This is a genomic window from Pantanalinema sp., from assembly GCA_036704125.1.
Classification (GTDB): Bacteria; Cyanobacteriota; Sericytochromatia; order S15B-MN24; family UBA4093; genus JAGIBK01.
The window spans coordinates 44,741-59,395 of the sequence record DATNQI010000054.1 but is presented as its reverse complement, the minus strand read 5'-3'; the positions used below and the strand labels follow the sequence as shown (position 1 = coordinate 59,395).

General features: G+C 67.9%; 17 protein-coding genes. 8 read left to right on the top strand and 9 right to left on the bottom strand.

What is annotated here, in order from left to right:
• Both V6D00_08755 and V6D00_08750 read left to right on the top strand, forming a co-directional pair.
• On the top strand, positions 1-1,496 hold a 1,496-nt coding region (locus tag V6D00_08755), incomplete at its 5' end, for an SbcC/MukB-like Walker B domain-containing protein (GenBank protein ID HEY9899256.1).
• Positions 1,493-2,695: a Wadjet anti-phage system protein JetD domain-containing protein gene (locus V6D00_08750; GenBank protein ID HEY9899255.1), complete on the top strand. Its 1,203-nt coding sequence runs from the start codon at positions 1,493-1,495 to the stop codon at positions 2,693-2,695. The genes V6D00_08755 and V6D00_08750, both read left to right, overlap by 4 nt.
• 62 nt (positions 2,696-2,757) lie before the next feature.
• On the opposite strand, the gene V6D00_08745 is transcribed toward V6D00_08750, so the two are convergent.
• The 3 genes from V6D00_08745 to V6D00_08735 all read right to left on the bottom strand — a co-directional run bounded on the left by V6D00_08745 (position 2,758) and on the right by V6D00_08735 (position 5,027).
• Positions 2,758-3,330, bottom strand: a complete 573-nt coding sequence (locus V6D00_08745) for an RES family NAD+ phosphorylase (GenBank protein HEY9899254.1) — start codon at positions 3,328-3,330, stop codon at positions 2,758-2,760.
• 74 nt (positions 3,331-3,404) lie between these two features.
• On the bottom strand, positions 3,405-4,031 hold the full coding sequence (locus V6D00_08740; protein HEY9899253.1) for a hypothetical protein: 627 nt from the start codon (positions 4,029-4,031) through the stop codon (positions 3,405-3,407).
• 156 nt (positions 4,032-4,187) lie between these two features.
• A complete protein-coding gene (locus V6D00_08735) occupies positions 4,188-5,027 on the bottom strand; it encodes a HAMP domain-containing sensor histidine kinase (protein ID HEY9899252.1) in 840 nt (279 codons plus the stop codon).
• A gap of 250 nt (positions 5,028-5,277) precedes the next feature.
• Between V6D00_08735 and V6D00_08730 the strand changes: the two genes are divergently transcribed.
• Positions 5,278-5,931 (top strand): hypothetical protein, encoded by a 654-nt coding sequence (locus V6D00_08730; GenBank protein HEY9899251.1) that lies wholly within the window; start codon positions 5,278-5,280, stop codon positions 5,929-5,931.
• Between the two features lie 28 nt (positions 5,932-5,959).
• Here V6D00_08730 and V6D00_08725 read toward each other — a convergent pair whose 3' ends face one another.
• The 3 genes from V6D00_08725 to V6D00_08715 are packed head-to-tail and all read right to left on the bottom strand — an operon-like array spanning position 5,960 to position 8,346.
• Positions 5,960-7,480 (bottom strand): N-6 DNA methylase, encoded by a 1,521-nt coding sequence (locus V6D00_08725; GenBank protein ID HEY9899250.1) that lies wholly within the window; start codon positions 7,478-7,480, stop codon positions 5,960-5,962.
• Positions 7,481-7,497: 17 nt separating this feature from the next.
• Positions 7,498-7,878, bottom strand: a complete 381-nt coding sequence (locus V6D00_08720; protein ID HEY9899249.1) for a hypothetical protein — start codon at positions 7,876-7,878, stop codon at positions 7,498-7,500.
• A gap of 48 nt (positions 7,879-7,926) precedes the next feature.
• A complete protein-coding gene (locus V6D00_08715) occupies positions 7,927-8,346 on the bottom strand; it encodes a hypothetical protein (protein ID HEY9899248.1) in 420 nt (139 codons plus the stop codon).
• 107 nt (positions 8,347-8,453) lie between these two features.
• On the opposite strand from V6D00_08715, the gene folE reads away from it, so the two are divergent.
• Complete coding sequence (folE, locus tag V6D00_08710) at positions 8,454-9,038, top strand: GTP cyclohydrolase I FolE (protein HEY9899247.1); 585 nt, start codon at positions 8,454-8,456, stop codon at positions 9,036-9,038.
• An 11-nt stretch (positions 9,039-9,049) separates the two neighbouring features.
• On the opposite strand, the gene V6D00_08705 is transcribed toward folE, so the two are convergent.
• The gene (locus tag V6D00_08705; protein HEY9899246.1) at positions 9,050-9,394 is read right to left on the bottom strand and encodes a hypothetical protein; all 345 of its coding nucleotides are present in this window, start codon (positions 9,392-9,394) and stop codon (positions 9,050-9,052) included.
• Positions 9,395-9,545: 151 nt separating this feature from the next.
• Here V6D00_08705 and ggt point away from each other — a divergent pair, with 151 nt between their 5' ends.
• The 4 genes from ggt (at position 9,546) to queC (ending at position 13,067) form a co-directional block, all read left to right on the top strand.
• Positions 9,546-11,270 carry a gamma-glutamyltransferase gene (gene ggt, locus V6D00_08700; protein ID HEY9899245.1) on the top strand — a complete coding sequence of 575 codons (1,725 nt, stop codon included), beginning with the start codon at positions 9,546-9,548 and terminating at the stop codon, positions 11,268-11,270.
• Positions 11,271-11,336: 66 nt separating this feature from the next.
• Positions 11,337-11,681, top strand: a complete 345-nt coding sequence (locus V6D00_08695) for a 6-carboxytetrahydropterin synthase (GenBank protein HEY9899244.1) — start codon at positions 11,337-11,339, stop codon at positions 11,679-11,681.
• A 4-nt stretch (positions 11,682-11,685) separates the two neighbouring features.
• Positions 11,686-12,384: a 7-carboxy-7-deazaguanine synthase QueE gene (locus V6D00_08690; GenBank protein HEY9899243.1), complete on the top strand. Its 699-nt coding sequence runs from the start codon at positions 11,686-11,688 to the stop codon at positions 12,382-12,384.
• A 2-nt stretch (positions 12,385-12,386) separates the two neighbouring features.
• Complete coding sequence (queC, locus tag V6D00_08685; protein HEY9899242.1) at positions 12,387-13,067, top strand: 7-cyano-7-deazaguanine synthase QueC; 681 nt, start codon at positions 12,387-12,389, stop codon at positions 13,065-13,067.
• 65 nt (positions 13,068-13,132) lie between these two features.
• Here the strand turns inward: queC and V6D00_08680 are convergent, their stop codons facing one another.
• Positions 13,133-14,050 carry a hypothetical protein gene (locus V6D00_08680; protein ID HEY9899241.1) on the bottom strand — a complete coding sequence of 306 codons (918 nt, stop codon included), beginning with the start codon at positions 14,048-14,050 and terminating at the stop codon, positions 13,133-13,135.
• Between the two features lie 11 nt (positions 14,051-14,061).
• Positions 14,062-14,634 carry a hypothetical protein gene (locus tag V6D00_08675; GenBank protein HEY9899240.1) on the bottom strand — a complete coding sequence of 191 codons (573 nt, stop codon included), beginning with the start codon at positions 14,632-14,634 and terminating at the stop codon, positions 14,062-14,064.
• Between the last annotated feature and the right edge of the window lie 21 nt (positions 14,635-14,655).

Below are 14,655 nucleotides of genomic sequence, written 5' to 3'. Positions count from 1 at the left end.
TGGAGGCACAGCAGGCGCAGCTGAGCGCCGCGGGCGAGAAGGTGAAGGCGCGCCTGGTGGCCGACGCCTCGCGCCTCGACGCGGTCCAGGCGCGGCGAGAGAGCCTGCGGGACGTGCTCAAGCTCGAGGACTTCCAGGAGATCCACTGGCAGCCCCTCGCCGCCCGCATCGTCGAGCTGGAGGAGGAGAAGCGCCGTCTCGAGGCGGGATCCGACGTCCTGCGCACCCTGCAGGCCCAGCTCGAGGCCGCCGAGCGGGGCATCCTCACCGCCGAGGGGCTCCAGCGCAAGACCCAGTACGCGCACGCCGAGCAGAAGACCCGGCTCGACACCCAGCAGGCCCAGCACGCGGAGGCTACCGAGCTCTTCTCGAGCCTGAGCGAGGCCGAGCGAGCCCGCCTCTTCCCGCCTTTGGCCGAGATGCAGGCCGAGGCCCTGGGCGAGAAGAAGCTCTCGGTGGAGAACTGCGACAAGAGCCAGACCGAGATGCGCGAGTGGCTGCAGGGGCGCCTCGACGCGCTCGCCAAGCGCATCGCGGAGTCGGAGAAGGGCCTCCTGCTCAGGATGGCCCAGTACAAGCAGCGCTACCCCCAGGAGACGCGGGAGGTGGACGCCAGCATCGAGGCCGAGCCCGAGTACCGCGAGATGCTCGCGACCCTGCGGCGCGAGGACCTGCCGCGCCACGAGCAGAACTTCAAGACCCTGCTCAACGAGCGGACCATCAACGGCATCGCCCTGCTCCAGAGCTGGCTCGATAACGAGCGGCAGGGGATCGCCGACAAGATCGCCACCATCAATCGCTCGCTGAAGGAGATCGAGTACGCCAGCGGGACCTACATCGAGCTGGTCGGCGATCGCACCCAGGACCCCGAGATCCGCTCCTTCCGCCAGGAGCTGCTCGCCTGCCTGAGCGACACCCTGGGAGGGGGCGAGGACGAGCTCTACGCCGAGCACAAGTTCTTGCAGGTCAAGGCCCTCATCGATCGCTTCAACGGCCGCGAGGGCACCTCGGAGCTGGACCGGCGCTGGACCCAGAAGGTCACCGATGTCCGCAACTGGTTCGTCTTCTCGGCCAGCGAGCGCTGGCGCGAGGATGGGACGGAGAAGGAGTTCTACTCCGACTCCGCCGGCAAGTCGGGCGGCCAGAAGGAGAAGCTGGCCTACACCATCCTGGCCTCGGCGCTGGCTTACCAGTTCGGCCTGGAGTGGGGCGAGGTGCGATCGCGCACCTTCCGCTTCGTGATGATCGACGAGGCCTTCGGCCGGGGATCCGACGAGTCGGCCCGCTACGGCCTGGGGCTCTTCAGGAAGCTGAACCTCCAGCTGCTCATCGTCACCCCCCTCCAGAAGATCCACGTCATCGAGGACTACGTGAAGAGCGTCCACTTCGTCCACAACGAGGGAGGGCGCGATTCCAGGATCCTCGGCCTGACCATCGCGCAGTACAAGGAGCGCAAGGCCCGCGAGGGCGACACGGCGGGGGTCGTCGCGCCGTGAACGCGCTGACCCCCGCCGATATCAAGGCCCGGGCGCGCAAGCTCTGGGACGGCGGGCGCTTCTTGCAGGCGTGGCTTGCGGGCGAGGCCTTCTTCCCCGTCGAGATCGGCCTCAGACCCCCGAGCGGCGCCGAGGTGCTGTCGCGCTTCGCCGAGGTCCGCCGCTGGATCGAGGACCTCGGCGCGCAGAGCAAGGAAAGCACGGGGCACGGCTATCGGATCGTCGACCAGGTGGTGCAGCACCGGCAGCTCGGGGCCCAGCGCATCCCCCAGAAGGCCCTCATCGAGACCGAGGCGGACTTCTTGCGCCTCGTCGCCAAGCAGCAGGCCTTTTCCAGGTTCCGCGCCATCGCGCAAGAGACGCGCGATCGCCTGCCCGCCCTCGAGGCCTTCCTGGACGCCAGGCCCATGATCGCGCTCGAGCACGCCGAGGAGTGGTCGCGCCTGCTTACGGTTTGCGCGTACTTCCAGCGCAACCCCCGTCCCGGTCTCTACCTGCGCCAGCTGGACATCGAGGGGGTCGACACCAAGTTCATCGAGCGGCACACGGTCCTGATCGACGAGCTCCTCGCCAGGGTGCTCCCGCCGGACGCCTGGGACGAGACGGTGAAGGGGGTGCGGCGCCAGGACTTCGAGCGTCGTCACGGCCTGCGATCCGAAGAGCCCCTGGTGCGCTTTCGCATCCTGGACGAGCGCCTTGCGCTCGGGGGGATGACGGATGTCTCGGTGCCCCTCTCCGACTTTGCACGGCTCGCGCTAGGCGTGGAGCGGGTATTCGTCACCGAGAACAAGACCAACGGGCTGTGCTTCCCTGCGGTGCCCCGGGCGCTGGTGGTGTTCGGCCTAGGGTATGGCATCCGATCCCTGTCCGAGGTTCCGTGGCTCGAGGGCGTCGCGATTCACTACTGGGGCGACATCGACACCCACGGCTTCGCCATCCTCTCCCAGCTGCGCAGCATCTTCCCGCACGTCCAATCGATGCTGATGGATCGCGAGACCCTGCTCGCGCACAAATCCCTGTGGGGGAAAGAGCCAGCGGATAAGCGATTCACGGGTGAGCTCGACTGCCTGTTTCCCGAGGAAAAGGAGCTTTTTCGAGCACTGCGTGACGACGCGATCGCCGATCGCGTCCGTCTCGAGCAGGAGCGCGTCCCTTTCGTGAATCTTGAGCGCGCGCTTTTGCAACGGGGTCTGGGGTAAGCAAAGCGCTCGCCATGATCGCTCTCTTTGCGCTTCGCGTCCTGCCCACAGGCTCGTGGCACTCAGTAGAAATTCGTTTCCCGGACGAAGGCGGTTCGGGAGACGAGCGCATCGATCGGCGCTCGTAAGAGCGGGTCGTTCAGGCGGATCGTCCTGAGAACCTCGAATGCGCCATCGGCGGATTCGAAGAACACGAAGGTGTCCAGGTCCACCACCCGGCTTGGCCAGACGATGCCATCCAAGTTGCCGTAGATGCCTGAACCCACGAAGTAGCGCGACCATGCCTGGGTCGCCAGCCGGTCCGGCTCCTTGGCAATCTCGGCTGTCACCCCGTTCCGGAGCGTCCCCATGCCGCGCAAGTCGAGCAGCTTGAGGGACCGCGTCACCCGAAGCTTGGCAAGCGCATTGGTGCCGCCTTGGATGACCCTGGTCTCCCGAAAGCGCTCTACCAAGCAACAAGTCAGGTCGATCCCCGCGTAGAGCACGCGACGTTCCGGATCGCGCGCGGCATCGCATCCCCGGGGCTCAAATCCGAGCGCAAGACCGGGGCCACGGTGGTGATCAAAGCGATCGCTGGGGCCTTTCGGTCGAAAGTCCACCGGCGATCGCTTGGCGTTGAAGATCCGGTAAATCACCTGCTCGGCCTCGAGGGGATGAAACGCCGGTTTGCCTGGGAGAGGGGTGGGAGGTGGAGCGGGGATGGGCGGCATCACTCGGCTTCCAGTCGCTGCGCTTCGTACAAGACGCGTTCCTTGTTGCCGGCGCGTAGCTCCTCGATCGGGCTACGCTCCCCGAAGAGGTCGTTAGCTTCGCTGAGCCAGCGGATCTTGGCCAGTGTACCGACCGGCAGGGCGCGAATGATGTCTGGAAGCCCGTCAACGACACGGTCAGGCCCCGAGGCATCGAACTGCCAGTCGGGATAGCGCCATTCCCCTCTGTCCAGGATGGCGATAAGCGTCCCGCTGTGGCGTCGATCGTGAGGGGTCTGGTGGCTCACCCCACCGAGAAACTCCTGGACCTTTCGGGTGTTCCAGGCGCTCTCCAACAGACGGTCACGGGCCCGGGCTTCTTTCATCATGGCGGCATAGCGCAGTTCCAGGCGTTCTTCCCGGCTGAAGGCGCGCCCGAAGAACTCCTGCTCGATTTCCGCTTTGCGGTGCTCTGCCGCATCCGTCTCTTCGCGGTAGTCATCGATGGCTTGCTGGAGGCGCCGCTGCAAAACGACGGGCAGGCCTGCGAACGGCCCTTTGCGGCGCCCTGCGGGTTTTCGGGCTGCTCGGTCGAGTGCCGGTTCTTGCGAGAGGAACTCGTCCGAGCTGTGACGGCGCGGAGACATTTTGCACCTCCTTTCAGAACTTTCAACCTCTAATTTAATGGATTAAGTCAGAGGATTCAAGTTAAATCGGGAGATCCCCCGCTCCAGCGCGCAAGCCAAGCATTCTCATCGCAGCAAGAAGGGCCGCCAAGAGGCGGCCCTTCTTGCTGGAAAGCGTTACGGTCGCTTCACGGGCAGATTCACGATGAAGCGGCTGCCCCGGTCCGGGGCGCTCTCGACCGCGATCGCCCCGCCGTGGAGCTCGACCAGGCGCTTGACGATGGCCAGGCCCAGGCCGGTGCCGCCCGTGCGCTTGGCGCGCTGGTCGCGGATCTGGTAGTAGCGGTCGAAGATCCGCTCCAGGTGCTCGTCGGCCATCCCGATGCCGTGGTCCGTCACCTCGATCACCAGGTCGTTGCCCTCCTTGCCGCAGCGCAGGGCGATCTGGCCGCCCGACGGGGTGAAGCGCGAGGCGTTGTCGAGCAGGTTGCTCAGGATCTGCACCAGGCGATCGCCGTCGGCGTAGAGCGAAGGGAGCGGCAGGTCGAGCTTGACCTCGAGGCGCTGGTGCTTGGCGTCGAGGACGGGCTGCATGGCCATGAGGGCGGCCTGGACCGTCTCGACCGGGGCGACCATGGTCCGGTGGAGGACGTACGCGTCGGCCTCGAGCTGGGAGAACACGAGCAGGTCCGAGACGACCCGCAGCATGGTCTCGCTGCCCTCGAGGATCTTGCGGACGCAGTCGCGCTGCAAGGGGTTCAGGGACCCGATGCTGTCGTCGTCGAGGATGGACCCGAAGCCGGCGATGGTCGACAGCGGCGTGCGCAGCTCGTGGCTCACGTTGGCGATCAGGTTGAAGTTGAACGGGTCTCGATCCTCGGGCTGGCGCATGTCCTGGCCCGGCGCCTCGGGCCTGGTGAACAGGCGCTGCACCACGTCCTGGTACTGCGCGTCCTCCGGGGTGATGCGAGCGCTGACGGCCGGCGCGATGTCGCCGGTGCTGCGGGTCTCTTCCACGAGTGGCCTCCGGTTTGGGCGAGGACGAGGCGGCGAATGGGCCGGGGACGGAGCTTCGGGTAACCGAGCGTTCCAAGTATAACCATGTCACAAGCGTTATAACAAGATATAAACCTTTACGGTTTGTAACGGAGTTTTATTGATGACATGGATCACGCCTTGCTTTGCGCCGCGCGCGAGGGGCCGTGTTAGCATGCCATGGACGCTCTAGCCCATTTCACCCGATTCTCTTCTCCAAGGAGTTGCGCCCATGCGCGAACCGTCTCTTCAAGTCCCCACCGATCGAGCAGCCCTGCTCGCCTTCGCCCTCGAAGCCTGCGGCTTCGACCCGGAGCGCCGCGTGCGCCTCGGTTCCGAGGCCACGCGGCATGCGCTCGACTGGGAGGCCGCGGCGCCGGGCGAGGTCGCCTCTTACTTCCTCATGATGCCGGGCCACCTCGCGGTCTTCAAGGAGACGATCGAAGGGGAGCTGAGCGGCTTCGGGACCTTCGAGGTCCTCGCGGGCCAGGAGGGGGCCGTGGCGCGCGCGACCATCGAGCAGCGCGAGGCCCGGGGCGATCGCTACACCTACGACGTGATCCGCACCGCCGAAGGGGTCGCGGCCGAGGTCAAGGGCAAGCGAAACCTGGTGGCCCACGACTGGATCTGGCGCTTCCCCATCCAGGAGCGCGCCTGGACCGAGGAGCTGGACGAGACCACCGTGAGCTTCCAGCTCTACTTCGTCGAGGGGCCGGTGGAGGTCGAGGCGGGGCGCTTCCATGGCTGCCTGCGCCTCTCGACCGTCAACGAGAACGGCTCGAGCAGCCACACCTACCACCCGAAGGCGGGCCTCATCCTCAGCGAGTTCACCGACGTGGAGGGCACGCCGGGGCGTCGCGAGCTGTTCGACCTGCTTCTGGTCTAATCTCCGCGAGAGGGCGGATCACTCCGACCTATTCATGGCAGAGGCGGGCCTCGAACTCGGCGATCGCCTCGCGCATGGCATCCTCCGCGGCCTTGCGCTGGAGCGTCCCGGCGCCCGGCAGCACCATGGCCCGGTGCAGCGGCAGGACCCCCTCGCGGTAGAGCCGCCCCAGGGTTTCCTGGTCCTCGAGGGGCAGCACCGGCACCCGCAGGCTCCTTATCGCCCTGAAGGAGAGGTTCGGGGTGGCCACCCCGTTGATCAGGCGCCGGATCTGCCCCTGCCCGAAGCGCGAGGCGAGATACAGCCACGCGAAATGGGGATCGAGCCCGTCGAAGCGCAGGATGTCCACGAAGCACCCCACGTTCGCCCGGATCGCCTCGTCCAGCACCGCCATGCGGCCCTTGCCGAGCGAGCCCGCCCCCGATCGCGCGAACAAAAGGTCCCCCGGCAGCGGGCGGCTGCGCGGCGGGTCGTGGGCGGAGCCCGCCGCGAAGCGCCGCGCGCTTCGCCAGTCCAGGCCCGAAAAGCCGAGCTCGCCCTGGTTGAGGATCACCACCTCGCCGGGGGGCGCCTCGCGCCGCTTTCCCGTGACGATGGGGCCGTAGGTCATGAAGGCGAGGAAATCCCCCAATGGAGCGAGGGCATGGCGCTCTTCGAGCGCGGAAAGGGGGCTCGAGACGGCGGGGTTCCAGAAGCCGGGGTCCCAGCGCTGTCCCGATAGAGACGGGACCAGGGTCGCCGAGGCCTCGCGTCCGCCGAGCCTGGCCTGGATGGCGTCGAGGATGCCACCGAGCGCGGAGGCGCGCGGGGCCTCGAACAGCATGGCGGGCCGGTGGTCGGTGGTCTTCTCGAACACGACCAGGGCGGTGCGGGCCGCCGTCCCCTCGGCGCGGAACGCCCCCGGGGGCAGCGAGACGACCACGCGGACCGAGCCGTGGCGCTCCACCCAGTCGCGGACGTGCTGGAGGCGCTGGTTGCTCAGGATCCCCTCGGGCAGGACCAGGGCGACGAAGCCTCCCTCGGCGCAAAGGCGCAGGCTGCGCTCGACGAAGAGGCACTCGATGGGGAAGGTGTGGAGCCGCCCGGCGCGCACGGGCTTGCCCGGCTTGCGGTGGATGTCGTACGCCTCCTGGATGCTGCGCGCCAGCGCTCGATCCAGGGGGGTGGCGGGCGAGGCGATCGCTTCGAGCCCCGCCGATCCGTAGGGCGGGTTGCCGATGACCACGTCGAAGGGGCCCGAGAGGGCCTCGTGGGGCAGGAGCGCATCCGCCCTCACCAGGCGCAGGCCGGGATGCTCCCGGGAAAGGGTCTCCCAGTGCGGGGCGAGCTCCGGGTCGATGTCCACGCCGACCAGGCGCGAGGCCTCGAGGCCGCGCGAAAGCCCCTCGCGCAGGAAGACCCCCGCGCCCATGGCGGGCTCGAGCCCGCCGCGCGACAGGGAGGGGCGGCGCGAGGCGCCGTTCGATTGCAGCAACGCGACGACCTCCCACGCGAAACCCGCGAGGGAGGCAGGGGTGAAGAATTGCCCGAGCTGCTGCTTGGCCTGGATCGATTTGCCGCTCGGTCCTACTTGGACGGGGCCGGCGGCAGGATCGCGAGGGCCTGGCGAAGCGGGTACAGGCAGCTTTCGAACTCCTTGAGCGTGGCCTCGGTGCCGGGCAGGCGGCGCATCTCGCCGATGACGTGCTCGATGGCCCCGATGGTCAGCGCGAGCTGGCGATCGGTGAGGGAGACCGACTTGGTGCGCGGATCCGGCTGGCGTTCGGTGGAGCGCTCGATGGGACGCTCCAGGGGGCGATCCTGGGGAGCCTCGGGGGCACGCTCGGCGGAGCCGCCGCGGGCCGCCGCGCGGCCGGTGCCCAAGCCGCTACCGCTGCGGATCTCGGCCATGTCGAAGATCGACCGTCCTGAACGCCCTTGGGGAGTTCCATGGTTTGATGGTTCCATCAGTTCCTCCTGGGGGCTATTTCCCGAGCCTCAAACTAGCAACCGATCTTACCGCTTGTCGGTGGCCCTGATCACATTCGGCATGGCGGCCCGGGCCTCGGCGTGGCGCCGGATCGCGCCGAGAAGGCGCGATCTCCAGTAGCGGCGCGCTCCGAGCGGGAACGCGCCTTTGCTGCCGTCCAGGATGGCGAGCGCCTCGCGCGGGAAGTAGGGGGCCATCAGGCCCAGGCAACTGGCGAGCAGGCTCCAGTGGCCGAAGCGCTCGGCCCACCAGATGCTCTCGTCCCACTCCACCAGCGCGGCCGTCTCGGATCCGGCCTCGCTCAGGCAGAGGGCCAAGAGCGCCCGCTCGCCGAGCAGGTAGGGGCGGCCGGTGAGGCGTGCGCGGCAGCGCGCCTCGAGCAGGTCGAGCCTGCGCGCGTCCCGGTGCGAAGCGAAGGTCCTTGCGAGGGTTTGAAGGGTGATCACCTGGCGCCTCCTCTCGTGTGAATCGAGGTATAATGGGCCCGGCGCCCGCTCATGGGCTCGGAATCCAGCGCCAAGGCGCAAGAACAGGGTCAGAACAGGAGGCCGACGTGGCGATCGAAACCCAAGTCCCGATGAGTCGAGAGGAGCGCGCACGTCAAGCGCTTCGGACGCTGCTCGAGGCCATCGGCGAGGATCCCGATCGCGAAGGCCTCAAGGACACTCCCGACCGGGTCCTGCGCAGCTGGGGCGAGATCTATGCCGGCTACCACCAGGATCCCGCCGAGATCCTCTCGACGACGTTCGAGGAGGTCGAGGGCTACCAGGAGTTCGTCCTGCTCAAGGACATCCCCTTCGACTCGACCTGCGAGCACCACATGCTCCCCTTCGACGGGATCGCGCACATCGCCTACCTGCCCGCCGACCGGGTGGTGGGCCTCTCCAAGCTGGCGCGCCTGGTCGATTGCTTCGCGCGCCGCCTCCAGATCCAGGAGCGCATGACCCAGCACATCGCCCAGGCCCTGATGACCCACCTGGGCGCCCGGGGGGCCGCGGTGCTGGTCGAGGGCGTCCACGGCTGCATGACCTGCCGGGGCGTCCGCAAGGAAGGCTCGACCATGATCACCACCGCCTTCGAGGGCGAGTTCGCCAAGAGCGATCGCCGCACCGAGTTCCTGATGCTGACCTGCCGCTAGGCGCCCCCTCCCTACTGATCGAGCGAGATGAGCGGCCAGTCGGCGTACTGCCGGTTGGCATAGGCGATCGCCTCCTTCAGGGTGTTGAAGTCCTTCTGGGAGCGCGGCAGCTCCTGCTCCACCACCTCGTACCAGTCCGGCGTCTCGGCGATGTAGACCTGCAGGCGATCCTTGCGCTTGACCGAGAGGCTCCAGTTGTCGGGGCTGAAGTCGTGAACCCCGCTCGTCGTCCCCTGCGCGCTCAGGCGCGACTGGGACGTGCGGGCGGGGTTGGTGCTCTGGGCCGGCGTGGCGCACGAGGCCCCGGCGACGGCGACCAGCAGGCAGGCGAGGGCTCTGAGGGTGGGCTGCGTCATGGCGCGACCTCCTGAAGGCGATGAGGGGATTGCGTCGACGAGGATTTTGATTCAGTAACGATTCATCGTAATTAATTTACCATGCCTGGCCGTGCTTGAAAAGTCCGGGTAGGATGTTGGAGCCCTGCTTGCTTTTGAAGGAGACGCTCCCGTGTCACGCGCCCTCATCGCTGCCTCCCTGGTCCTCGTCGCCCTGGCAAGCGCCCCCGGCGCCACCCTCGCCGCGAGTCCGACGCCGATCCCCAGCGCCTGGCGTTACCAGGCGACGGGCGAGCCGGTCCGGGCCGCGCACGGCCTGGTCTCCAGCGTGTCGGCGATCGCAAGCCAGGTCGGCATCGACGTCATGAAGAAGGGCGGCAACGCCTTCGACGCGGCGGTCGCGGTGGCCATGGCCATGGCCGTGACCTGGCCCGAGGCGGGCAACATCGGGGGCGGCGGCTTCATGGTCGCTCGCGACGCCAAGGGCAAGACCTACGCCCTCGACTACCGCGAGACGGCCCCGGCCAAGGCCCACCGCGACATGTACCTCGACGCCCAGGGCAACCTGACCGAACTCAGCCTCACCCATCGGCTGGGCACCGGCACGCCGGGCACGGTGCGCGGCCTGTACGAGGCCCACCGCAAGCTGGGGCACCTGCCCTGGAAGCAGCTGATCCAGCCCGCGATCGCCCTGGCCGAGAAGGGCTTCGCCGTCGATCAGGGCCTCGCCATCTCGCTGACCAAGTACCAGGCGGATCTGTGGCGCGACCCCGAGGCGACGCGCATCTTCCTCAAGGACGGCAACCCCCTGGCGGTGGGCGATCGCCTCGTTCAGAAGGACCTGGCCGCCACCCTGCGCCGGATCGCCGAAGCGGGCCCCGCCGGCTTTTACGCCGGGCCGGTGGCCAAGGCGATCGCCAAGGACATGGCGGCGAACGGCGGCATCATGACCGAGGCGGACCTCTCGGCGTACAAGGCCAAGTGGCGCGAGCCCATCGCCTTCACCTACAAGGGCAAGCGTGTGATCAGCATGCCGCCTCCGAGCTCCGGCGGGATCCTGCTCGCCGAGATCCTCCAGATGCTCGAAGGCGACGACCTCAAGGGCCTGGGCTACCACACCGCGCCCATGATGCACCTGGTCACCGAGGTGGAGCGCCGGGCCTACGCGGACCGCAACGAATACCTCGGCGATCCCGACTTCGTGAAGAACCCCCTCAAGCAGCTCATGGCCCCCAGCTACCTCAAGGCCCGCCGCGCCACCATCGACCCCGCGCGAGCGACCCCCGAGTACTCGCGCATGCCGGGCCTCGCCGAACATCCCGAGACGACCCACTTCGTCGTCGCAGACAGCCAGGGCAACGTGGTGAGCAACACCTACACCCTGAACGGCGCCTACGGCAACGCCATCGTCGCCAAGGGCACGGGCGTCCTCTACAACAACGAGATGGACGACTTCGCCGCCAAGCCCGGCACCCCCAACCTCTACGGCCTGGTGCAGGGCGAGCGCAACGCGGTGGCGCCGGGCAAGCGCATGCTCAGCTCCATGTCCCCCACCCTGGTCCTGGACGAGAAGGGCCGCTTCCTCATGGCGGTCGGCTCGCCGGGCGGCTCGACCATCCCCACCACCACCCTCCAGGTCATGCTCAACGTCCTCGACTACGGCATGAACGCCCGCCAGGCGGTGGTCGCGCCCCGTTTCCACCACCAGGGCCTGCCGGATCAGATCGACGTGGAGCCGGACGGCTTCGACCCCAAGGTCCTCTCGGAGCTGATGGCCATGGGGCACACCATCAAGGTGCGGCCGCTGGGGGATGCCCAGGCCATCGTGCGCAAGCCGGACGGCACCCTCGAGGGGTGGGCGGACCCCCGCAAGGGCGGCAAGGCGCTCGGATACTAGCGAGCGTCCCCCGGAGATCCAGGCCAGTACTGGGGTTTCATCCTCTCATCTGATAAGATGGGAGGCATGTACAAGCTGACCAAACGCCTCAAATTCGAAGCCGCGCACCGCATCCCGGGTCACCCGGGCAAGTGCGATCGCCTGCACGGCCACACCTACTTCGTGGACGTCGAGGTCAAGGGCGCCGACCTCGACGCCCTGGGCATCCTGATCGACTTCAACGCCCTCAAGGCCCTCGAAGCCCTCCTGCCCGACCACACCTACCTCAACGACGAGCTGCCCGGCATCCAGACCACCGCCGAGGGCCTCTCGCGCCACTTCTTCGAGCGCTTCAAGGCCGAGATCCCCGAGGTGTGCGCCGTGACCGTCCACGAAGGGCCCAACTCCTGGTGCCGCTTCGAGGAGGCCTAGTCCCATGACCGTGGCGAGCGCCACCTACCCGATCTGCGAGATCTTCACCAGCATCCAGGGCGAGGGCACCCGGATCGGCGTGCCCAGCACCTTCGTGCGCTTCCTCGGCTGCAACCTGTCGTGCGCCTGGTGCGACACGACCTACTCCTGGAAGGAAGGCGAGAGGGTCGAGGGGATCGAGATGTCCCCCGCGCGGATCCTCGAAGAGGTCCACGCCAACGACGTGGTCTTCACGGGCGGCGAGCCCATGATGCAGGACCTTTCGCCGGTGCTCGCCCTGGTCGGTGATCGCCACGTCACCGTCGAGACCAACGGCACCATCTTCAAGCCCTACGACCGGGTGGACCTCTGGAGCATCAGCCCCAAGCTGGGCTCGAGCGGCCACAAGCCCAACAGGCGCGTCATCGGCGAGTTCCTCGCCCACTACCCTGGCAAGCTCCAGCTCAAGTTCGTGGTGAACGGCGCGGAGGACCTGGCGGTGGTCAAGGAGCTGCTTTCCGAGTTCCCGCAGGTCTCCGAGCGCAAGGTGCCGGTGATCCTCCAGCCGGTCGGAAACTCCGAGCAGGGCGCGGGCGACTACCTGGAGGGCATGCGCTCCATGGTCGAGGACCACCTGCTCGCCGATCCCTTCTGGGCTGCGTACCAGTGGCGCGCCCTGCCCCAGTTCCATCGCCTCCTCTGGGGCGACAAGCGAGGAATCTAGTCATGAAGAAAGCCGTCGTTCTCCTCTCGGGTGGGCTGGACAGCACCACCTGCGCCTATCTGGCCAAGGCCCAGGGCTACGAGATCTACGCCCTCTCCTTCGACTACGGTCAGCGCCTGGCGCGCGAGCTGGACTCGGCCAGGGCCGTCGCCAAGGCCGTGGGAGCCGCCGAGCACATCGTCATGAAGTTCGACCTCACCCGCTGGGGAGGCTCCGCCCTGACCCAGGCGGATCTCGACGTGCCCACCGGCCGCGACGTGGCCGAGATGGAGGAGAGCATCCCCGTCACCTACGTGCCGGGCCGCAACATCCTGTTTCTGAGCTTCGGGGCCTCGTACGCCGAGGCCAAGGGGGCCGAGGCCATCTTCATCGGGGTCAACGCCCTCGACTACTCGGGTTACCCCGACTGCCGCCCCGCGTTCATCCAGGCCTACCAGGAAGCCATGCGCCTCGGCACCAAGGCGGGCGTCGAGGGCCATCCGATCCGGATCGAGACGCCGCTCTTGCACTGGTCCAAGGCCGAGATCATCCGGCACGGCCTCGCGGTCGGCACCGACTACGGCCTGACCTGGTCCTGCTACCAGGGCGCCGAGGTCCCATGCGGCGCTTGCGATTCGTGCCTCTTGCGCGCGAAGGGCTTCGCCGAGGCCCAAGTGGCCGATCCCGCCCTGGCGCGCGCCTGAGCGCCCTTCTGAAAAAAGCCCGCCGCGACGACCTCGGGTCCTCGCGGCGGCTTTTTTCACGGGGGTCAGTTCCGGATGTAGTCGTGGATCTTCTGGAGCAGCGCGTCCTTGGTCGCCTTCTCCTCGGCGGTGAAGGTGTGCTCGTCAACCCCGTCGGGCCGGATGGGGACGTGCAGGTCCGACTTGACCATCTCCACCTTGTGGGTGCCGCCCTTGAGACCCTCGTCGATCAGAGGGGCGCTCACGGGATCCACCGTCTGGTCGCCCTCGGGCTGGAGGATCAGCACCCTGGTGTCGGAGGCGAGCGCGATCCGCTTGCGCAGCCGGTCCTTGACGATCTCGGTCAGGTCGATGAGCGAGGAGATGGTCGACACGGGCCGGTTGCGGTACCAGTGACCGATGGCGGTACCCGTCACCTTCTGGGCGGCGCTGACGCCCAGCCAGCTGAGGGGCACCAGGTAGCCGGCGCGCTTGTCCTTGAACTCCGCGATGGGCGAGATCATCACCACGCGCGGGGGCTGGGGCGAGAAGACGTCCCGGCTGAGCGCCTCGAGCAAGAGGGTGCCGCCGGTCGAGACCGTGAGGAAGGTGATCTTCTGGAAGCCCTTGGCCTTGAGGGCCTTGTACTCCTCGATGACGGGGGCCTGCCAGTCCTTCCAGGTGGACTGCTCGAACTTCGAAAGGCTCGTGCCGTGGCCGCCGAGCAGCACCTTGGAGACGAGGAGGCCCTGGCCCCGCAGGTAGGTGGCCGCGTCCTGCACCTCGTAGGGGGTCGCCGTGAAGCCGTGGACCGCGATGACCACCGGGGTGGCCTTCTGCTCCTCGGTGGGGGTGGGGACCGCGGCGCTGACGAGATCGGCCTTGATGCTCGCGTCCGAGACGAGCCCGCCGTCCAGGTCCCCGTTGCGGATCTCGAAGGCGGCCGGGCAGCCGGTGAGGGCGGCGAGGGTGGCCGGGAGGAGGGCGAAGGTGAGGCGGCGCATGGTCAACTCTCCTAGAGGGCGAAGCCTGCCTGCAGCAGGATGCGGGGCAGGGAGGCTGCGTTCGACGAGAACATCGGCTGGTTGTTGGAAGGGGGCAGGGGCAGAGGGTTGAGGCCGATCCCGAGGTTGGTGACCATGCGGCCCACCACCACCTGGTAGCCGACGCCCACCATTCCCATGGCGAACCAGTCCTGGGGGGTCTGGTCGCTGATCGTGGCCATGCGCAGCGCCGTGACGCCCGCCTCGGCGAAGAAGCCGCCAGCCTGGTCGCTCCAGAAGTAGCGGGCGGTGCCCGTCACGTCGTGGGCGAGCACCAGGGAGCCCGCCGAGAGCGAGTAGCCCAGGCGGCCGCGGCGGCCCTCGACCCCCAGGTGCAGCCACTCGGGGTTGGCCAGGCCGAGCACCAGGTGGGTGGACTGGGCGCTTTCGACGGATGGGAGCGCGGGGGGCATCGGGGCGATGGGCATCAGCTGGACCTCGTCACGGGGCGGGCAACCTCCCCATGCTACCCATGCCACCGGGCCTTCGTCCAGCCGGCTGCCCGCGGGGGGCAGAGAGGCATGGTTGCCCTTCGCAGCGATCATCGGCATAATGGGGACGTCGTA